Annotated in this window: 18 protein-coding genes and 1 pseudogene; 12 read left to right on the forward strand and 7 right to left on the reverse strand. The window is 65.5% G+C overall.

What is annotated here, in order from left to right; translation table 11 throughout:
• Both D3D01_RS11780 and D3D01_RS11785 read right to left on the reverse strand, forming a co-directional pair.
• A pseudogene (locus tag D3D01_RS11780) lies at positions 1–71 on the reverse strand (IS6 family transposase); the annotation flags it as partial.
• A gap of 91 nt (positions 72–162) precedes the next feature.
• A complete protein-coding gene (locus tag D3D01_RS11785; RefSeq protein ID WP_121512322.1) occupies positions 163–1782 on the reverse strand; it encodes a long-chain-fatty-acid--CoA ligase in 1620 nt (539 codons plus the stop codon).
• Between the two features lie 134 nt (positions 1783–1916).
• On the opposite strand from D3D01_RS11785, the gene D3D01_RS11790 reads away from it, so the two are divergent.
• Genes D3D01_RS11790 through D3D01_RS11810 form a run of 5 tightly spaced genes read left to right on the forward strand, consistent with a single transcriptional unit; the run spans position 1917 to position 6578 of the window.
• Positions 1917–2876 (forward strand): 1,4-dihydroxy-2-naphthoate polyprenyltransferase, encoded by a 960-nt coding sequence (locus tag D3D01_RS11790; RefSeq protein ID WP_121512323.1) that lies wholly within the window; start codon positions 1917–1919, stop codon positions 2874–2876.
• A complete protein-coding gene (gene menC / locus D3D01_RS11795) occupies positions 2873–3919 on the forward strand; it encodes an o-succinylbenzoate synthase (RefSeq protein ID WP_121512324.1) in 1047 nt (348 codons plus the stop codon). Before D3D01_RS11790 ends, menC begins: the two co-directional genes overlap by 4 nt.
• Entirely contained in the window at positions 3912–5408 is a 1497-nt protein-coding gene (locus D3D01_RS11800) for a class I adenylate-forming enzyme family protein (protein WP_121512325.1), read from the forward strand. Before menC ends, D3D01_RS11800 begins: the two co-directional genes overlap by 8 nt.
• Before the next feature lie 54 nt (positions 5409–5462).
• Positions 5463–6200: an NRDE family protein gene (locus D3D01_RS11805; RefSeq protein WP_121512326.1), complete on the forward strand. Its 738-nt coding sequence runs from the start codon at positions 5463–5465 to the stop codon at positions 6198–6200.
• A gap of 27 nt (positions 6201–6227) precedes the next feature.
• A complete protein-coding gene (locus D3D01_RS11810; protein WP_101350029.1) occupies positions 6228–6578 on the forward strand; it encodes a MarR family winged helix-turn-helix transcriptional regulator in 351 nt (116 codons plus the stop codon).
• A gap of 27 nt (positions 6579–6605) precedes the next feature.
• Here D3D01_RS11810 and D3D01_RS11815 read toward each other — a convergent pair whose 3' ends face one another.
• A complete protein-coding gene (locus D3D01_RS11815; RefSeq protein WP_101350028.1) occupies positions 6606–7565 on the reverse strand; it encodes a 1,4-dihydroxy-2-naphthoyl-CoA synthase in 960 nt (319 codons plus the stop codon).
• An 89-nt stretch (positions 7566–7654) separates the two neighbouring features.
• Between D3D01_RS11815 and D3D01_RS11820 the strand changes: the two genes are divergently transcribed.
• Both D3D01_RS11820 and D3D01_RS11825 read left to right on the forward strand, forming a co-directional pair.
• The gene (locus tag D3D01_RS11820) at positions 7655–7912 is read left to right on the forward strand and encodes a hypothetical protein (RefSeq protein ID WP_101350027.1); all 258 of its coding nucleotides are present in this window, start codon (positions 7655–7657) and stop codon (positions 7910–7912) included.
• 34 nt (positions 7913–7946) lie between these two features.
• Complete coding sequence (locus D3D01_RS11825) at positions 7947–8900, forward strand: J domain-containing protein (protein ID WP_121512327.1); 954 nt, start codon at positions 7947–7949, stop codon at positions 8898–8900.
• Between the two features lie 4 nt (positions 8901–8904).
• Here D3D01_RS11825 and menD read toward each other — a convergent pair whose 3' ends face one another.
• Both menD and D3D01_RS11835 read right to left on the reverse strand, forming a co-directional pair.
• Entirely contained in the window at positions 8905–10683 is a 1779-nt protein-coding gene (gene menD / locus D3D01_RS11830; RefSeq protein ID WP_121512328.1) for a 2-succinyl-5-enolpyruvyl-6-hydroxy-3-cyclohexene-1-carboxylic-acid synthase, read from the reverse strand.
• Positions 10680–12017: an isochorismate synthase MenF gene (locus D3D01_RS11835; protein ID WP_121512329.1), complete on the reverse strand. Its 1338-nt coding sequence runs from the start codon at positions 12015–12017 to the stop codon at positions 10680–10682. The genes menD and D3D01_RS11835 overlap by 4 nt, the downstream gene beginning before the upstream one ends.
• Positions 12018–12276: 259 nt before the next feature.
• Here D3D01_RS11835 and D3D01_RS11840 point away from each other — a divergent pair, with 259 nt between their 5' ends.
• Both D3D01_RS11840 and D3D01_RS11845 read left to right on the forward strand, forming a co-directional pair.
• Positions 12277–12492 (forward strand): ribbon-helix-helix domain-containing protein, encoded by a 216-nt coding sequence (locus tag D3D01_RS11840; protein ID WP_004517946.1) that lies wholly within the window; start codon positions 12277–12279, stop codon positions 12490–12492.
• Between the two features lie 71 nt (positions 12493–12563).
• Positions 12564–12845 carry a UPF0058 family protein gene (locus tag D3D01_RS11845; RefSeq protein WP_004517945.1) on the forward strand — a complete coding sequence of 94 codons (282 nt, stop codon included), beginning with the start codon at positions 12564–12566 and terminating at the stop codon, positions 12843–12845.
• Positions 12846–12903: 58 nt separating this feature from the next.
• Here D3D01_RS11845 and D3D01_RS11850 read toward each other — a convergent pair whose 3' ends face one another.
• Positions 12904–13422, reverse strand: a complete 519-nt coding sequence (locus D3D01_RS11850; RefSeq protein WP_101350023.1) for an Lrp/AsnC family transcriptional regulator — start codon at positions 13420–13422, stop codon at positions 12904–12906.
• A gap of 148 nt (positions 13423–13570) precedes the next feature.
• Positions 13571–14428, reverse strand: coding sequence for an enoyl-CoA hydratase/isomerase family protein (locus D3D01_RS11855; protein WP_121512330.1), 858 nt, complete (start codon positions 14426–14428; stop codon positions 13571–13573).
• 43 nt (positions 14429–14471) lie between these two features.
• On the opposite strand from D3D01_RS11855, the gene D3D01_RS11860 reads away from it, so the two are divergent.
• The 3 genes from D3D01_RS11860 (at position 14472) to D3D01_RS11870 (ending at position 18227) form a co-directional block, all read left to right on the forward strand.
• Positions 14472–15869, forward strand: coding sequence for a deoxyribodipyrimidine photo-lyase (locus tag D3D01_RS11860; RefSeq protein WP_121512331.1), 1398 nt, complete (start codon positions 14472–14474; stop codon positions 15867–15869).
• Between the two features lie 182 nt (positions 15870–16051).
• On the forward strand, positions 16052–16663 hold the full coding sequence (gene sod / locus D3D01_RS11865) for a superoxide dismutase (protein ID WP_053968142.1): 612 nt from the start codon (positions 16052–16054) through the stop codon (positions 16661–16663).
• A gap of 187 nt (positions 16664–16850) precedes the next feature.
• Complete coding sequence (locus D3D01_RS11870; RefSeq protein ID WP_101350020.1) at positions 16851–18227, forward strand: ABC transporter substrate-binding protein; 1377 nt, start codon at positions 16851–16853, stop codon at positions 18225–18227.
• The last annotated feature ends 16 nt before the right edge of the window (positions 18228–18243 follow it).

Here is an 18243-nt window from a genome sequence, read left to right on the forward strand (position 1 = left end):
GTGCGCTCATTCTCCCAAACGTCTTGGCTGTCCTCATCTAACGTTTCTCTGAGGAGGTCTGCGAGTGGCATGAACACTTCTCGCTACGACCTCCTCGCTTCTCAAACTCGCTCAACTAGACAGTGCCCCTCTTCTACATGTCTGTGAGGGTGGCGCGCGTCGCTACCCCTGGCCGACCATCTCGTCCTCGTCTTCCCACTCCTGCTCGCGGAGTTCGTACTTCTGGACCTTCCCGGTCGCCGTCGTGGGCAGTTCCTCGACGAACTCCACCCGGCGAACGACTTTGTAGGTCGCCAGTTGTTCGCGGGTGAACGTCCGGAGGTCCTCGGCTGTCACACCGGGGTTGTCGGGGTCACCGGAGTTCGGGACCACGAAGGCCTTCGGCGTCTCGCCCCACTCGTCGCTCGGCGCAGGGATGACCGCGACGTCGCTGACGGCGTCGTGTTCGTAAAGCGTGTCCTCCAGTTCGATGCTGGAGATGTTCTCGCCGCCGGAGATGATGATGTCCTTCTTGCGGTCGCGGATGGCGATCATGCCGTCTTCGTCGACCGTCGCCAGGTCGCCCATGTGGTAGTAGCCCTCGACGCGGTCCGAGAAAGCCTCCTCGGTCTGTTCGGGCTTGTTCCAGTAGCGGTCCATCACCTGATTGCCGCGGACGACGACTTCCCCCAGCGTCTCATCGTCGTGGGGCACGTCGTTGCCGTCCTCGTCGACGACCCGGACGTCTGTCCCGAGATAGCCGATGCCCTGCCGCTTCTTGACGCTGAAGCGGGCGTCGCTGCCGTCGTCGAAGAAGCGGCGAGCGTCGGAGGTCGTGACAAGCGGGCCGGTCTCGGTCGCGCCGTAGACGTGTTTCAGATACCAGCCGAAGTCGTCCTCGACGGTCCGGATGACTGCTTCCGGCGGCGCGCTGCCGGCCGTGGCGATGCGAACGTCGTTGGCTCCCGTTGTCTCGATGTCGCCATCGTGGTCGTCGTAGCGGTCCGCCAGAATGTTCAGCACCGTCGGCGCGCCACAGAGGTAGGACACGTCCTCGGTCCTGACGGCGTCGAAGATGCCCTCGGCGTCGACGCCGCGGGTGCAGACGTGTTTCGCGCCCATCCCCGTCACGGAGAAGATGTGGCCCCAGCCGTTGACGTGGAACATCGGGAGCGTCCAGAGGTACACGTCGTCGTCGCGGATTTCCTGGTGGAGCGCGACGATGTAAGCGTGGAGCGTTTCGGTACGATGGGTCCGGCAGACGCCCTTCGGGTCGCCGGTCGTCCCCGACGTGTAGTTGATGGTGATGAGGTCGTCCTCGTCCATCTCGGGGCGGTCGTAGCCGGTCCCCGCCTCTTCGATGATCTCGTCGAACGATTCCCAGTCGCCGTCGACGGCGTCCGTGTCGTTGGTGACGAAAATTTCGGTGGGCACCTCGTCGCGGATCGGCTCGATTTTATCAGCGTATTCGTAGTCCGCGTAGACGGCGTCGACCTCCGCATCCGAGAGAATATATTCGAAATCGTCCGGCACGAGCCGGTAGTTCAGTGGTGTGTGGACTGCGCCCAGTTGCATGGTCCCGTAGGCCGCTTCGAGCTGGTAGTGCGTGTTCGGGTCCAGCACGGCCACCCGGTCCCCTTTCTCGATGCCGCGGGCAGCCATCGCCGCAGAGAACCCGTCGGCTCGCTCGCCGAATTCGTCGTATGTGAAGCGCTCGCCGGTCGTGGCGACGATGGCCTCTTTATCCCCGTAGTATTCCCGCGCCCGGTCGAGAAAATCCGTGGTAAGCAGTGGCTTATGCATCTCAGGCTATCGTATGGTTAATCATGATAAAGTGGTTGTGATACTCCCCTGATCTTGCTGTCTCAGAACGGGTCATATTTTGGGTGTCCGTCGAACCACAGTCGCTTTGGGGATAGCGTCCCCAGTTTTCGCCAATGAGTACAGCGACGGCGGACGTTTCGAAGCGGCAGGCGTGGGTGATGGCCGCGCGGCCACAGACACTGCCTGCCGGGGCCGCGCCGGTCATCGTCGGGATGGGCTTGGCAGTCCACGCCGGCGTCTTCGCTCTATTGCCGGCAGTCGCAGCGCTGGTGGGTGCGCTGCTCATCCAGATTGGAACGAACTTCGCGAACGACTACTACGACGCGGTGAAGGGGGCCGACACCGACGAACGCGAGGGGTTCACCCGAGTGACCGCTGGCGGCCTCATCGACGCCGACGAAGTCAAACGAGCGATGATCGCGACCTACGGGCTCGCCGTCGTCATCGGTATTTATCTCGTCGCAGTCGGCGGCCTTCCCATCGTCGTCGTCGGCCTCTCGGGTATCGCCGCCGGGATTCTCTACACCGGCGGTCCGTTCCCTTACGGCTACCGCGGTCTGGGCGACCTGTTCGTGTTCGTTTACTTTGGCGTCATCGCGGTCACCGGCACATATTACGTGCAGGCTGTTGCGAGCGCAAGCGGCGTCGGCACGTTCCCGATGACACTCCCGCCGGGGTCAGTCACTGCCGCCGCTATCACGGCGAGCCTCCCGGCGGCCGGCCTGTCGACCGCGATTCTCGTCGTCAACAACATCCGCGACCGCGAGACGGACCGCGCCGCGGGCAAGAAGACCTTGGCCGTCTACATGGGCTACAGATGGAGCCGCGTCGAATTTCTCCTGCTGGTCGGGATGGCCTACGCCGTCCCGGTCGTGTTCGCCCTTGACGGCCAGTACGGGCTGCCGGCACTGGCTCCGCTGTTGACCCTGCCACTGGCGGCGACGATTTCGAAAACAGTCCTCACGCAGACCGGCGGCGACGCGCTGAACCCGACGCTTGAACGGGTCGGCCAGACGCTGTTCGCCCACTCCGTTCTGTTCGCGCTGGGACTCGCCATCCCACAGTTACTATGAAGGTCGACCCGTTCTCGCTCCCGCTGTCGAGTCCGCTTGCCACCGCCCGCGAGACTATCAGCCAGCGTTCAGGGTTCGTCGTCCGCTACGACCACCGCGGCGAAACGGGTGTCGGCGAAGCCACGCCGCTTCCGGGCTGGACTGAGTCCGCCGACGACTGTCAGCGCGCGCTCGACGACGCGACCACAGTCGCGGCCGACGGCGGGCACACGGACATTCTCCTCTCGCTTGACGCCGCATCGGTTCCCGCCGCCCGCCACGGCTTCGCGACCGCGCTGCTGGACGCCGACGCCAGGGCCGATGGCGTGCCGCTATACCGGTGGTTCGACTCCAACAGGCACTGTAATCGCGTCCCGGTCAACGCGACAGTCGGCGACGGGTCCCCGACCGAAACCGCCGACGCCGTCGAGCGGGCGGTCGCGGCCGGCTACGACTGCTGTAAGGTCAAGGTCGGGAAGCGAACCGTTGACGAAGATGTCGCGCGCGTTCGGACCGTCCGTGAGCGCGTGGGCGACGACGTGACCCTGCGGGCCGACGCCAACGGCGCGTGGTCCCGCGAGAAGGCCGCAGACGCCATCGACCGGCTCGCCCCGCTGGACGTGGCCTACGTCGAACAGCCGCTCCCGGCCGACGACCTCACCGGCCACGCCAAGCTTCGGGGCAATGGCGTCGGCGTCGCACTTGATGAGTCGCTCGTCGACCGTCGGGTCGACAGCGTGCTCGACGCCGACGCAGCCGACGTGCTGATACTGAAGCCGATGGTGCTGGGCGGCCCGGGCAACGCCCACACGCTGGCGATGCGCGCCCGCGAGCAGGGCGTCGAGCCGGTCGTCACGACGACTATCGACGCGGTCGTCGCCCGCCTCGCGGCGCTACACGTCGCCGCCGCGATTCCCGACGTTTCGGCCTGCGGTCTGGCGACCGGCGACAGACTGGCCGCCGACCTCGCGCCGGACCCGACGACGGTGACCGACGGCGCGATGTCGGTCCCCCAGTCGACCGGCCTCGGCATCAATCCAGCAGAGGTGGAAACCGATGCGTGACCCAATCGACTGGCCGACGAAAGACCTCGTGACCCACCGGGCGAGCGCCACGCCAAACCGGACGGCGATGGTTGCGGCGGACGCAGGCAACGAGGCGACATACCGCGAACTCGACGCCGCCGTCGACGCGGTGGCCGCCGACCTCGACCGGCGACTCGACGCAGACCCAACCGTCGCGACACTCCTGCCGACCCGACCCGAAACCGGGACGCTCCTGTTCGCAACGATGCGACTGGGCGCGACGGTCGCGCCGCTGAACGTCGAACTCGACGCGGCGACGCTCCGGGCACAGTGTGCGACCGTCGAGGCGGACCTGCTGGTCTGTGAGCCGTCGACGCGCGACCTCGCCGCGGAAGCGGCGACGTGCCCGGTCGTCTCGGTGGCAAACCTCCCGGTCCAGCCGGACGGAGCGAGTGCCGACCGGGAGTCCGACGTGACGCCGGCGGGCCTCTCCCGGACGGACACCCAGCTCGTCGTCTTCACCTCGGGGACCACGAGCGAACCCAAGGGCGTCCGGCTGACGGTCGGCAACCTCGTCGCCAGCGCCGTCGCGTCCTCCTACCGGCTGGGCGTCCTGCCGACGGACCGCTGGCTGGTCTGCCTGCCGACCTACCACATGGGCGGGCTGGCCTCGTTCGTCCGGAGCGCGCTGTACGGCACGGCGGTCGTTGTCCAGCGGTCGTTCGACGCCGACGCGACCCAGCGGGTCATCGCGGAGCACGGGGCGACGGGCGTCTCGCTGGTGCCGACGATGCTCTCGCGATTGCTCGATGCGGGCTGGGAACCGCCGTCCGCGCTCCGGTTCGTCCTGCTCGGCGGCGGGCCGGCGAGCGAGGCGCTCGTCGACCGCTGTCGGGAGCGGGGCGTCCCGGTCTGTCCCACCTACGGGATGACCGAGACGGCGTCCCAGATAGCGACGGCCCGGCCGGAGACGGCCTTCGACTATGCCGGCACCGTCGGCCAGCCGCTCGCGTTCACCGACGTGACGGTCGTTTCGGACGGGGAGCCCTGCGATCCCGGTGAACGCGGCGAGATAGTCGTCGACGGTCCCACAGTGACGTCGGGCTATCTAAGCGGCGACGGCGCGGCGTTCGGCGAGTTCGGCTTCCGGACAGGCGACCTAGGCTACCGCGACGGCGACGGCCGCCTCTGGGTCGAGGGCCGCGTCGACGACCGTATCGTCACCGGCGGCGAGAACGTCGACGCGGGCACGGTCGCCGCGGCGGTTCGGGACCACCCCGCCGTCGAGGACGCGGCCGTGGTGGGTCTGCCGGACGAGGAGTGGGGCCAGCGGGTCGCCGCGCTGGTCGTCGGGGACGTGACGCCCGCGGCCGTCCGCGAGCACTGCGCCGGGCGGCTCGCGGCCTACGAGGTCCCGAAGACGGTCCGGGTCGTCGACGGGCTCCCGCGGACGCCCTCGGGCACCGTCGACCGCGAGGCCGTCCGGTCGCGGCTCAGGACTGCCAGCGAATCGGACGAATCGGCATAGCGGACTGGGGGCCACAGCCAAGCGGTTTTCTACGTCGATAGCGTATAGAAGCCCGTGTGTACAATCGTCCTCGCGTGGCAGGTCTTCGACGGCACGCCCGTCGCGGTCGCAGCGAACCGCGACGAGCGACTCGACAGGCCGTCACAGCCGCCGCGACAGCGCCACTGGGGGAGTCGCGTCGTCGCGCCCGCCGACGAAGAAGCTGACGGCACGTGGATAGGTTACAACGAGCACGGCCTGCTAGCGGCGGTGACGAACCGCTGGATCGACACCGATCTTGCCGGCGACCGCTCACGCGGCCTGCTCGTCCGGGACGCGCTGAGCCACGAAACGGCCGAATCAGCCGCCCGCGCTGTCGAACAGGCGACCAGAGAGTCCGAATACTCGGGATTCAATCTTCTGCTGGCAGACGAGAACGCCGCCGTGCTGCTGGAATGGGACGGGCAGCTCGCGGTCCGGAACTTCCAGCCCGGGGTTCACGTCGTCGTCAACGTCGGCGCGGACGGCGACTACCGGATTCCATCGCGTCGGCCCGACGCCGGCGAGGAGCAGGCGAACAACGCGGCGCGGCTACACGAGGCCATGCGACCGGAACCGGGCGAGTCCGCCGGCGAATGGATTGACCGGGCAGGCGAAACCATCAGCGACCACGAGTACGGCGTCTGCGTCCACGGCGACGGATTCGGGACGCGGTCGTCGTCGCTCATCACACTGGGTGCCGACCACGAGTATCAGCACGCGGCCGGGCCGCCATGTCGGACGCCGTACCGCCCGGTCGAAGGTCAGATTTAAGCGGCCGACTCACGGTATGAGTAATACATGAGTTCAGCAGCGTCGGAGGCGGACCTTTCTGATGGTGAGCGGGCCGGGCTTGAACTGATTCGGGAGTCCGGTGGCATCCACCAGAGCGACTTCTGGAAGGAACTCGACGTCTCCTCGCGAAAGGGGAGTCGCATCGTCGAGTCCCTGTTCGAGAAGGACCTCATTCAGCGTGAGGAGACGGTGTACGATGGCCACAACACGTACTACCTGACGCCTGCGGCCCGCGATCTGGATTTCTCGCTCCTGATGGCCGGTGACCAGCTCTCGCCGTTTATCGGCGATGAAGAAGTCGACCCCCACGACGATACTTTCTCGCAGTGGGTCATGACGCTGGCCTACGAGGACTGAGCGCGCAGTTCCGTCCGTTCCGTCGGCTCAGTAGTGCCAGGGCACGTCGTCGAAGTCCGGGTCCCGGCCCTCGTTGAAGGCGTCACGACCCTCCTGTGCTTCGTCGGTCATATAGGCCAGCCGGGTCGCCTCGCCGGCGAACACCTGCTGGCCGACCATCCCGTCCGAGTCGAGGTTGAAGGCGTACTTCAGCATCCGCATCGCCGTCGGCGACTTCTCGTTCATCCGCTCGGCCCACTCGATAGCGGTGTCTTCGAGGTCTTCGTGTGGCACGACTTCGTTGACCATCCCCATCTCGGCGGCTTCCTCGCCGCTGTAGGTCTTGCCGAGGAAGAACACCTCGCGGGCCTTCTTCTGGCCCACCTGTCGGGCGAGGTACGCCGAGCCGAAGCCACCGTCGAAACTGCCCACGTCGGGGTCCGTCTGGAGGAACTTCGCGTGCTCCTCGCTGGCGAGCGTGAGGTCACAGACGACGTGCAGGGAGTGGCCACCGCCGACGGCCCACCCCGGGACGACGGCGACCACGGGCTTTGGAATGTGACGGATCTGGCGCTGGACTTCGAGGATGTGGAGGCGGCCGACGTTCTCGGGGGCGTCCGGGTCGCCGACGTCTCGCGGGTCGCCGGACTCCCCGCTCGACCGCTCCGAGTCGCTCCGCGACTCGCTATCTTCGTCCGCCTGATATTCGTACCCGCTCTCGCCCCGAATGGACTGGTCGCCGCCGGAACAGAAGGCCCAGCCCCCGTCCTTCTCAGAGGGGCCGTTCCCGGTCAGGAGGACACAGCCAACGTCGGTCTGGCGCTTGGCGTGGTCCAGCGCCGTCGCGAGTTCGTCGACCGTCTCCGGGCGGAAGGCGTTGCGCTTCTCGGGCCGGTCGAAGGCGATGCGGACTGCGCCCGTCTCCGTCGAGCGGTGGTAGGTGATATCGGTGAAGTCGAACCGGTCGACGGCGGTCCAGCGGGCCGGGTCGAATAGCTCAGAGACCATACCGTGGCTCGGGACGGCCCTCGCAAAAAGATTCCTCGTATCCACGCGGGAGCAAACGCTTTGGTTCCGCGGGCGTGAACGGGCTAGCGATGCCCTCCAACCCGAACAGCAAGGCGGTGATAGGGATACTCGCAGGCCTCTCCGTGGCTATCGTCCTGTACAGCCTGCTTATCGTCCAGCAGATTCTCCTCGGCCTGCTAGTGGCCGTTGTCCCCTGGGTTCTGTATCTAATCGTGCGGTTCGTGTTCACGCTCGAACGCATCGCGGCGGCGCTCGAACGCCTCGCGAGGGACCGCGAGTCGTCCGGCCGTGGCGCGGAGACTGACGGAGGCGTTGAGGAGGAGTGACCGACCAGAGCCGCGGACGGGTGGTTCGGCCGCCATGAGCGAGACGTTCTACGAGATACTGGGCGTCCCGACTGACGCGTCGACGGCGGCCATCGAAACGGCCTATCGGGAACGACTGAAAGAGACACACCCCGACGTGAGCGACGCTGCTGACGCCGGCGAGGCGACACAGCGGCTCATCGAAGCCCGGGACGTGCTCACCGACGAGGACGAGCGGGCGCGATACGACCGGCTGGGTCACGACGCCTACGTTGCGGGCGAGAGCAATATGGCAGACGCCCACAGCAGTGACGTGGCCGAAGCGGCACGGCGGGCGGGCTATGGCGGATCTCCGTCAGGTAGCGACCGGACCGAGGCAAGCGCTGGTCAGGGCACGTCCCGGACAAGCGCCCGGGAGCGAGAACAACGAGAACGGGCTGCAAGGGAGCGCGTCGCCGAAGATAGAGCCGACCGCTCGACGACCGACACCGATGCGTCGTCGAGCGACGAACAGTCGACCGATCCGACCAGCGGGACGGCGGCCGCGTCGAACGCAGGTTCCACCCGTCGCTCCGGGGCCGCTGCGACTAGCGATTTCAGCGACAATGCCGGCGGCGAGGCCACATGGAGTTCGTCGGCCACGTACTCCGTTCGCCAGACCGACACGCCGTCCCGCGGGTCGCTTCTGGAGATGCCGACCGGCCGGGGGCTGACGCTGTTTGCCATCACGTTCGCCCTCTATCCGGTGATGCTGTTCAGCGCACTGTTGCCGGCGTTCCCCCTGTGGGTCAACCTGACAATCGGGGCCTGTACCCTCTTCATGGTCGGCTACCTCCAGTCCGAGCCCACGATTGCGATTATGGTATTTGGGAGCTGGAGCCTGACGACGGCGGTGTTGCTGGTGGTCTTGAACATCAGCGCGCTCTCGCTCATTGGGGCGCTCGCGCTGTCGGGGACGTGGCTCCCGTTCGGACTCTCGCTGTTGACAGCGTCGGTGTTGCGGCTCTGAAAAATCAGTCGCCGGCGAGGGCCTCGGCGACCTGTTCGGCAAGCCGGTCTCTGACTGCGTGGCTGTCGCCGGCATCGAACTGGACCTCGATGACCTGTGTCCCATCGCTCCGGACTGACTCGCCGAACCGCTCGCGGAACGCCCGGCGGTCGGCCACCCGCTCGAACTCAAGCGAATAGAGCGCCTCTGTCGGCTCGAAATCGAGACCGTGTGGCGTCCGAAACTGGTCTTCAAAGGTGGGGTGGTCCTCGATTGGGAGCATGTGGAAGATGCCGCCGCCGTCGTTGTTGACGAGGACGACCGTCGCGTCCACGCCACAGCGCCCGAGCGCGAGCAGGCCGTTCATGTCGTGGTAGTATGCCAGGTCGCCGGTGACGAGCACGAGCGGGTCCGCCGTCGCGCTGCCGGCCCCGAGCGCCGTCGACGTGATGCCGTCGATGCCGCTGGCCCCGCGGTTGCCCAGCACGGTCAGGTCGGCGTCGCGGGGCCGCCCGAAGCGGTCCACGTCCCGCACCGGCATGCTGTTGGAGACGAACAGCGTGGCTGGGTCCGGGGCCAGCGCGGCCACGTCCGCGAGAACGCCGCCCTCCCAGTAGGTTTCGGCGACGGTTTCGTCGACGGCCGCCCAGTGGACCCGTTCCGCCCCGGCGAACCGCTCGCGCCACGACTCCGAACCGCCACCCAGCGGCTTCGCCGCGAGCGCGTCAGCGGTAGCGTCGGAGTCGGCGACGAGCAGGTCTGTCGCCGTGAATTCGGCCTCCGGCCAGCCGCCGCTCGGGTCGACGACGAACTGCCGGCAGTCGGCGTCATGGAGGTAATGTCGCAGCGGCTTCGAGGTCGGTGACGCGCCAAAGCGGACGACCACGTCGGGGTCGCCCCACTCCTCGACGCCGTCACTGCCGAGATAACCGTCGTAGCCGCCACAGACCGGCACGTCGAGGCGGTCGACGTGGGGGCCGAACCGCAGGTCCGACAGCGGGTCCGCCAGAACGGGGAAGCCTGTCGCCGACGCCAGCCGCTCCAGCGAGCCGGCACTGAGCCCCTGATCGGCTGGCCCGGCGACGATGAGACCCCGTTCGGCGGTCCGAAGCGCCGCTCGAACGCGGCGCACCGTCTCCTCGTCCGGTTCGGCGACGCCCTCGCTGGTCGAGACGAACGGGCCGTCGCGGCCGGCTTCGGCCGCGTCGTCGCCGCCCGCCCAGTCGTCCGGGACGCCGTCCGGATCGTCCGCGGGCGTCGGCGTCGGTTCCAGCGGCTTCCGGAACCGACAGTTCAGGTGGACCGGGCCCGGGTCAGCGCCGGTGCTTTCGGTGAGCGCACGGGCCGCCGTGGTCCGGAGCATCCGCATCTTCCGGGGCTCGGCCTCGGGTTCGGGCATGTCCCGATACCACCGGACGGCATCGCCGTAGAGTTTCTCCTGGTCGACGGTCTGGTTCGCGCCGCTGTCGATGAGTTCCGGCGGTCGGTCCGCCGTCAACAGGAGCAGCGGGACGCCTGACTGGTTCGCCTCGATGACTGCCGGGTGGTAGTTCGCGGCCGCAGTTCCCGAGGTACAGACCAGCGGCGTCGGCTCGCCGGTCCGGCGGGCCCGGCCCAGCGCGAAGAAGGCCGCCGAGCGCTCGTCGAGGTGGGAGAACACCTCGACCTCGGGGTGTTCGGCGAAGGCCACCGTCAGCGGCGTCGAGCGGCTGCCGGGCGAGAGACACGCTGCGTCGACGCCGCCGGCGACGAGTTCGGAAACGAGTGTCTCCGCCCACAGCGTGTTGACGTTCGGCGCGGTCATTCCAGTTCGTCCAGAATCGGCCGGTACTTGAGCTGGACCTCGTCCCACTCGCGGTCGGGGTCGCTGTCGGCGACGATGCCCGCGCCCGCAAAGAGGGTCGTCTTCTGCTCCGTGGCGACGGCCGAGCGGATGCCGACGGCGAAAGTCCCGTTGCCGGCGGCGTCGACCCAGCCGATAGGGGCGGCGTACCAGCCGCGGTCGAACGCCTCAGTCTCGCGTATCGTCCGCAGCGCGGCGTCCGGCGGCAGGCCGCCGACGGCCGGCGTCGGGTGGAGCGCCTCGACAAGTGAGAGGACGTGCTCGTCGTCGTCGAGTTCGGCCGTTATCGACGTGCGCAGGTGCTGGACCGTGGCGAGCCGGCGGACCGTTCGGTCGCCGATGCGGACCGTCGAGGCGAACGGCTCCAGCTGGTCGCGTATCGCGTCGGCGACGAGCTTCTGCTCGTGGCGGTCCTTCTCGCTATCGAGGAGTTCGGCGGCGAGCCACTCGTCCTCGGCGGGCGTGTCGCCCCGGCCCGTCGAGCCGGCGAGCGCTTCTGTCCTGACGGTGCGCCCGCGGACCGAGACCAGCCGCTCCGGCGTGGCCCCGAAGAAGGTGCCGCCGGCCTCGGGCGACAGCATGAACCGGTAGCAGTCCGGGTAGGTCCGGGACAGCCGCGCCATCACGTCGGGGACCGACAGGTCGGTCTCCAGCGCGACCCTGAGACTCTGTGCGAGGACGACCTTCTGGAGGTCGCCGCAGTCGACGCTTGCGATGGCGGCCGACACCTGCTCGCGCCAGCCGTCTTGTGTTGGCGTGCGCTTCCGGTGTGAAATTCCCGGTGGGGTGCCCGGCTCGCGTTCGGTGTCTGTGGCTAGCCTGTCGCGCCACTCACCCAGTAGCGTCTCAGCTTCGGTCGCGGCCTCGGGACCTGTCGCAATCGCCGTGAGCCAGGCGTCGTCGTCTCTCCTTGTCACCTGTATCTCGGGGAGAAAAAACGCCGCGCTTGAGAACCCATCCCAGGGAGAGTCCTCCCCTTCGTGTGTTCCGTTGTGGAAAGCGAACCCGCCGAACGCTCGCGGTCGAGCGATGCTCGGGAGGCTGTCGGGAACGGAGCAGTCATCGAACAGCGCTTCGAGCGCTGTCCGAACGTCGTCGAACCGCGACTGCCCGTCGGCAGTCACAGTCGCCGCGCTCCCGCGGGCTGCGATTGATTCTGTACCGGCCGCCCAGAAGAACCGGGGGCGAGCGTCTGTCTCCAGTACCGCTCGCACCGGTGCATCGTCGAGGCGACACCCGCGTGCGACGACCGTTGTCTCACCAACCGTCGTCCCGTCACCACGCAGTGGTTCCATCAGCCATGCCTTAGGATTGCGCACCTTTGAGCCTAACTATACGCTCGATTCCGCGCACAACCGGACCGCCGCCCGGAGCCGCCGAGTTCTCGCCGTTCTGACCTGCCACGCGACGTGACAGCAACCGGATTCCGATTCGCGGAAATTAATATCTGAGTTTACGAACTTCCTCTCTCAGTTCTACAATTGTAATTCTGCAATCTCCGAACATACCCCCGTCAGGTTTAAATAGGGCATAGTCGAAGCCCCCTATGTTGCGATGCCTAAGGTAGAGATCAATATCCCGGAACACCTGGAGATGCAGATCGCGCAGCTCGTCGAAAAAGGCGAGTTCCTCAACCGCGAGGAAGCCATCGAGGACCTCCTATCGACCGGGCTCAAGGCGTACAAAACCTCCGGACCACAGGACGAAGACGAGGAACCAGGGTTCGAAGAAGACGGCATGATGGGCCACGACGACGAGTACGTCTTCTGAAAATACAGGCGTGAGCGTCTGGTATCCCTTCTCAAGCAATTCTTATGCACATGCCACCGCATACTGTAGCTATGCACAAAGACGAGCTTCTCGAGCTACACGAGCAGATGGTGACGATTATGGAGTACTTCCGCGACGACATGGACTCGGTTGACCCCGACCTGTTCGACGCCTACCAGGAACTCGACGTGCGTCCCTCCGACGTGCACAAATCGAAGAGCGAACACAAACACGCCGTGTTCGTGCTCGGAAACTCGCTGGCGACGGCGATGAGCGAAGACGAATTTTCTGACGCGGGCCGTGTCAGCAAGCGGATGAAGGAACTGGCCGAGGACGCCGAGCGGAAACTGTAAGCAGGCTGGCCCTGCGTCGGATTCTCTCGTCTTTATTTCGATCCGTCTCTCCCGTTGGCTACGACCGTTCACCGTTGAGTTCTGTGAACACCTCCGGGTCTGTCTTGAACTTCAGGACATTGTGAACGACCGAGTTCCGGACGTTCTGGATCACGTCGCCGTGTTCCTTATAGAAGTCGTGTATCCAGCGGGATTCGGCCGTTCGGCTCGGGAACATCATCACTGACTTCCACTGATATTCACCGTCGGAGAGGAAGTAAAAGAGCGTGTGCCGGTCGTCCCGGATGGACACCATCGCGTCGTGCCAGGAGTCGGCGAAATGCTCGGGATTGAACTTGAACTCGAACAGTGCGAAATTGAACAGTTCCTCGTTCGGGACGATGGTCTCCCGGAAAACGTCCGCGTCACGCATCTCTCGGATCGATTCGCTGACCGTTACGTGAGACACGTCGATGTCGTACTCGGACTCCAGCAGGTCCGCAAGCTCGCGGGACGACCGCTGGGGGTCCGCCGAGAGCTCTCTCAGAATGTACATATCCCGCTCGCTGAACTCCCAGTCCGGGGGGTTGTCGGTCATGTCAGAACTCCCGTCCCGGCGGAGGGACAGACGCGCTCAGTCACGGTACGTGTGCTCGGTCGAATCTGCGTTGGAAAGCTCGTAGACATTATCTGTCTGCTGACTACCGATTGCTGACTCAGTGGTTGCGTCGGTCACAGTAATCAACTTACTGGCCCTCGAACTCCGGGTCGCGTTTCTCGACGAACGCGGTCGTCCCTTCCTCGTGATCGGCAGTTGTGAACGCGACACCCTGCGCGGTGGCTTCGTTTTCGAGTGCCTGTTCCAGCGAACTGTCCAGGCTTCGGTTGACCAGCCGCTTGGCGTGCCCGAGTGCGACCGTCGGTCCAGCGGCGATATCCGCGACAAGCGCCGAAAACTCCGACTCGAACGTCTCTGCGTCGAACACCCGGGTAAACAGCCCGAGTTCCTCGGCCGCCGCAGCATCCAGTAGTTCGCCGGTAAACAGGAGGTCTTTGGCCTTGTTCGGGCCGACGATACGTGGAAGGAAATAGGAGACGCCGGAGTCACACGCCAGTCCGACCTGCCGGAAGCCAAAGCCGATCTGGCCGGCAGTGCTTGCGATCTGTATATCACAGGCCAGCGCGAGTCCTGCGCCGGCACCGAAGGCGGGGCCGTCGATTTTTGCGACGACTGGGAGCGGACAGCTATGGACGGTCCGAATCGCTTCGTGGAGCGACGAAACCACCAGTTCGACCTGCGTGGCCGGCGGTCGGTCGTGTTTCACGCCCTGTAACATCGCATTGATATCTCCGCCAGCGCAAAACGCCGGTCCCGCGCCCTCCAGTACGACACACCGGGCGTCGCTGTCCGTCACCGCTTCGAACTGCGCAGTGAGTGCGTCGGCCAACTCTGCCGACAGGGCGTTTCGCGACTCCGGCTGATTCAGCGTCACTGTGGCGATCCCGTCGTCAACAGACAGCGTCACGGTCGCGTCTTCCATACGTTGGCCCTCGACCGGCGGCAAGATAACAGTGGTGTCCGTCAGCGCCTGCCAGACCAACATCGTTGGGCAGTACCTTTTGGCCGGGCTGGTCCGTGTATTACGTATGCGTCTCCACTGGCATCGCCGTGACCTCCGGCCGACGGACAATGCTGGCCTCGCCGCGGCGACACCGTCCGACCGGGTTGTCCCGGTGTTCGTCTTCGACAGGGCCGTGCTCGACCACGCTGGCCCACCACGGGTCGTGTTCATGCTGGACGCGCTCGACAGTTTGCGCGAGTGGTACCGCGACCGCGGCAGTGACCTGATTGTAGCTGAGGGCGACCCCACCTCCGTTTTGCCAGAGCTGGCAGCCGAGTACGGCGCCGAAAAAGTCACCTGGGGCAAGGATTACTCCGGGCTCGCACGGGAACGTGACGCGGCCGTCCGGCAAGCCCTCGACGATGCGGACGTGGCCCGCGAGGCCGTCCAGAACGCCGTGTTGCACGAACCCGGTGAGATTACGACGAACGACGGCGACCCCTACAGCGTCTTCACCTACTTTGGCCGGAAATGGCACGACCGCGAGAAGGCGGCTCCCTATGAGCCGCCGTCAGCCGACGAACTGGCCGACGTCGACGGCGATACGCTCCCGACACTGGCCGACCTCGGCTTCGAGGAACCGGAAGCGGACGTGCCAGCGGCGGGAACCGATGAAGCGCGCGCCCTGCTCAATGACTTCCTCAACGAGAACGTCTACGAGTACGAGGAGCGCCGGGACTTCCCGGCTGACGAGTGCACGTCCCGGCTCTCGGCTCATCTGAAGTTCGGTACCATCGGTATTCGCGAGGTGTACGACCGCACGCAGGACGCCAAGGAGGGGACCGGCGGCGACCGTCGCGAGTCCGTCCGTGAGTTCCAGTCCCAGCTGGCCTGGCGAGAGTTTTACACGCAAGTACTGTTTGCCCATCCCCACGTCGTCAGTTCGAACTACAAGTCCTACGAGAATCCAATAGAGTGGGAAAACGACGAAGAGCTGTTGCAGGCCTGGAAAGACGGCGAGACGGGCTATCCCATCGTCGACGCCGGAATGCGACAGCTCCGGGAGGAAGCCTACATGCACAACCGCGTCCGGATGATCGTCGCCTCCTTCCTCACCAAGGACCTACTCATCGACTGGCGGCACGGCTACGAGTGGTTCCGGGAGAAACTGGTCGACCACGACACGGCCAACGACAACGGCGGCTGGCAGTGGGCAGCCTCAACGGGGACCGACGCACAGCCCTACTTCCGCATCTTCAATCCGATGACACAGGGTGAAGACTACGACCCGAGCGCCGAGTACATCAAGGAGTACGTCCCGGAGTTACGGGACGCTGCGCCAGAAGTTATCCACGACTGGAACGAGTGCTCGCTCACACAACGGCGCAACGCTGCGCCGGAGTACCCGGACCCAGTTGTCGACCACAGTGAGCGACGCGAGCAAGCCCTCGCGATGTTCGAGCAGGCCAGAGGAGACGACTAGGGCGGCTTCGTTCTGCTTTGCTGAACTCTCCCGGGCGCTTACACGCGAAACGAAGGCGCTCGATAGCGTCTCTGCCACGGGCCGTCACCGCTCTGTCTCGCTGTCCTTGTTTAGTGCTACCAAATGGTTCCTAAACGTTTAACAGGCAGCCGCGCGACAGATATTGATGGAGGCGTTTTCATATGTCCGAACACTCAAATCCCGAACTGCCACCGCTCCCGTACGACTACGACGCACTGGAGCCACACATCTCCGAGCAGGTGCTCACCTGGCACCACGACACCCACCACCAGGGGTACGTAAACGGCCTCGAATCGGCCGAGGAGACGCTCGCCGAGAACCGCGAGTCCGGTGACTTCGGCTCGAGCGCTGCTGCGATGGGCAACGTCACCCACAACGGCTGTGGGCACTATCTCCACACGCTGTTCTGGGAGAACATGGACCCCAACGGCGGCGGTGAGCCGGAGGGTGCCCTCCGTGACCGCATCGAGGAGGACTTCGGCTCTTACGAAGGCTGGAAAGGCGAGTTCGAAGCCGCCGCATCTGCCGCCGGCGGCTGGGCGCTGCTCGTGTACGACCCCGTTGCCAAGCAACTGCGCAACGTGCCGGTCGACAAGCACGACCAGGGCGCACTCTGGGGCTCCCATCCCATCCTCGCGCTCGACGTCTGGGAGCACTCCTATTACTACGACTACGGTCCCGCCCGCGGTGACTTCATCGACGCCTTCTTCGAGGTCGTCGACTGGGACAAGGCTGCTGAAGAGTACGAGAAGTCGGTCAGTCACTTCGAGTAAGGGACGACCATCGACGTTTTTTGCAGCGGTGCTGGTCCTCTGAGCGCTATCTGAACCGATAGCGAGTAGTTCAACGTTAATATCTAACGACGGCAACAAAAAATATCGATGCGCTCGTAGCAGACTACGGAACAGCAGGGTTACGGGAGGATATAGTTTTATAAGATGTGCATCACTGGTAAGTGGTATGTCTCGCGATACTAATCGGCGAGCGTTCCTGAAGCGAACCGGGGCGATAAGCACTGTCGGTCTGCTCGGCGGATTAGCAGGCTGTTCGACTGAACAGACCGGCGGAGACGGCGGGGACGGCGGAGACGGGGGTGATGGCGGAATGACCGGAACCGGGACCGAGTCCGGTGGCGACAGCGGTCCGGAGTCGCCGGACGTGCTGATGGTCGTCGGCTACCCCCAGAGTGGTGTCCAACTGTTCAAGGACTTCTATGCTGACTACGGCGACGACGCCGCCGATATCCTCGTCACCGACGGACTGCAGGACGGGGAGCTGCCGAGCAACGTCGGCAACGATATGTCGAACGCCCGTGGCACGGCCCCGTCGGCGGCCGGTCCCGGCGTCGATACGTTCACCGACCTGTTCACCTCCGAGTTCGATTACGACGAGGCCGGCGTGTTCACCTCACAGGCCTACGACGCGACGGCAGTTCAGATTCTCGCGAACGTGTTGGCCGGCGAAAACGACGGACAAGCCGTCCGGAATCACATGCGCGTCGTCGCCAACCCCGGGGGTGACACGTACGGTCCCTCCGAACTGCCAGCGGCCGTCGAAGCGGCCGCCGCGGGCGAGAACATCCAGTACGAGGGGGCGTCGAGTGCAGTCAATTTCGACGAAAACGGGGACATGGCCTCCGCGCAGTATCAGGTCTTTGGCTTCCAGGACGGCGGTGGCATCGAATCGCTCAGCACCGTCGACTTCAACGCTGGCGACGACATCCCGCAGCCGGAACCAAACGGCTCCGGGAGCGACTCCGGACGGACGATCCGGTTCGGTGTGCTGATGCCCGAGACCGGCGATCTCGGGCCGCTCGGAAGGCCAATCCGCGACGGCGCGATACTTCCGGCCCTGCAACTCGAAGGCGAGGTCGACTTCGAGTTCGACTATCAGGTCGGTGACACCCAGACGCAGGCGCAGGCGGGCATCGACGCGGCCAACTCACTGGTCAGTGCGGGCTATCCGTCTATCACCGGTGCGGCCAGCTCCGAAACGTCGATACAGGTCGCCAGGAACGTGCTCATCGACAGCGGCGTCGTCGGCTGTTCGCCGGCGTCCACGTCGCCGACGATTACCGACCTCGAAGACAACGACTACATGTTCCGTACCCCACCCAGCGACGCCCTGCAGGGGCAGGTCCTGGCGCAAGTCGGCGTGGACGAACTCGGTGCCGAGACTGCATCGACGCTGTACGTGAACAACAGCTACGGGCAGGCGTTGCAGGAGGCGTTTGCCGGCGCGTTCGAAGCGGAGGGCGGAACCATCGTCAATCAGGTCGGCTTCGAGCAACAACAGTCGTCCTACACGTCTGAGATCAACAGTGCGATGAACCAGTAACGGGGCCGCAGCGCCG

Source organism: Haloarcula sp. Atlit-7R (assembly GCF_003666065.1).
Classification (GTDB): domain Archaea; phylum Halobacteriota; class Halobacteria; order Halobacteriales; family Haloarculaceae; genus Haloarcula; species Haloarcula taiwanensis.

What these genes read in the sequence shown, in the direction of transcription:
- D3D01_RS11785 (WP_121512322.1), bottom strand. Translation starts at nt 1,782, where the DNA reads ATGCATAAGCCACTGCTTACCACGGATTTTCTCGACCGGGCGCGGGAA.
- D3D01_RS11790 (WP_121512323.1), top strand. Translation starts at nt 1,917, where the DNA reads ATGAGTACAGCGACGGCGGACGTTTCGAAGCGGCAGGCGTGGGTGATG.
- menC (WP_121512324.1), top strand. Translation starts at nt 2,873, where the DNA reads ATGAAGGTCGACCCGTTCTCGCTCCCGCTGTCGAGTCCGCTTGCCACC.
- D3D01_RS11800 (WP_121512325.1), top strand. Translation starts at nt 3,912, where the DNA reads ATGCGTGACCCAATCGACTGGCCGACGAAAGACCTCGTGACCCACCGG.
- D3D01_RS11810 (WP_101350029.1), top strand. Translation starts at nt 6,228, where the DNA reads ATGAGTTCAGCAGCGTCGGAGGCGGACCTTTCTGATGGTGAGCGGGCC.
- D3D01_RS11815 (WP_101350028.1), bottom strand. Translation starts at nt 7,565, where the DNA reads ATGGTCTCTGAGCTATTCGACCCGGCCCGCTGGACCGCCGTCGACCGG.
- D3D01_RS11820 (WP_101350027.1), top strand. Translation starts at nt 7,655, where the DNA reads ATGCCCTCCAACCCGAACAGCAAGGCGGTGATAGGGATACTCGCAGGC.
- D3D01_RS11825 (WP_121512327.1), top strand. Translation starts at nt 7,947, where the DNA reads ATGAGCGAGACGTTCTACGAGATACTGGGCGTCCCGACTGACGCGTCG.
- menD (WP_121512328.1), bottom strand. Translation starts at nt 10,683, where the DNA reads ATGACCGCGCCGAACGTCAACACGCTGTGGGCGGAGACACTCGTTTCC.
- D3D01_RS11835 (WP_121512329.1), bottom strand. Translation starts at nt 12,017, where the DNA reads ATGGAACCACTGCGTGGTGACGGGACGACGGTTGGTGAGACAACGGTC.
- D3D01_RS11840 (WP_004517946.1), top strand. Translation starts at nt 12,277, where the DNA reads ATGCCTAAGGTAGAGATCAATATCCCGGAACACCTGGAGATGCAGATC.
- D3D01_RS11845 (WP_004517945.1), top strand. Translation starts at nt 12,564, where the DNA reads ATGCACAAAGACGAGCTTCTCGAGCTACACGAGCAGATGGTGACGATT.
- D3D01_RS11850 (WP_101350023.1), bottom strand. Translation starts at nt 13,422, where the DNA reads ATGACCGACAACCCCCCGGACTGGGAGTTCAGCGAGCGGGATATGTAC.
- D3D01_RS11855 (WP_121512330.1), bottom strand. Translation starts at nt 14,428, where the DNA reads ATGTTGGTCTGGCAGGCGCTGACGGACACCACTGTTATCTTGCCGCCG.
- D3D01_RS11860 (WP_121512331.1), top strand. Translation starts at nt 14,472, where the DNA reads ATGCGTCTCCACTGGCATCGCCGTGACCTCCGGCCGACGGACAATGCT.
- sod (WP_053968142.1), top strand. Translation starts at nt 16,052, where the DNA reads ATGTCCGAACACTCAAATCCCGAACTGCCACCGCTCCCGTACGACTAC.
- D3D01_RS11870 (WP_101350020.1), top strand. Translation starts at nt 16,851, where the DNA reads ATGTCTCGCGATACTAATCGGCGAGCGTTCCTGAAGCGAACCGGGGCG.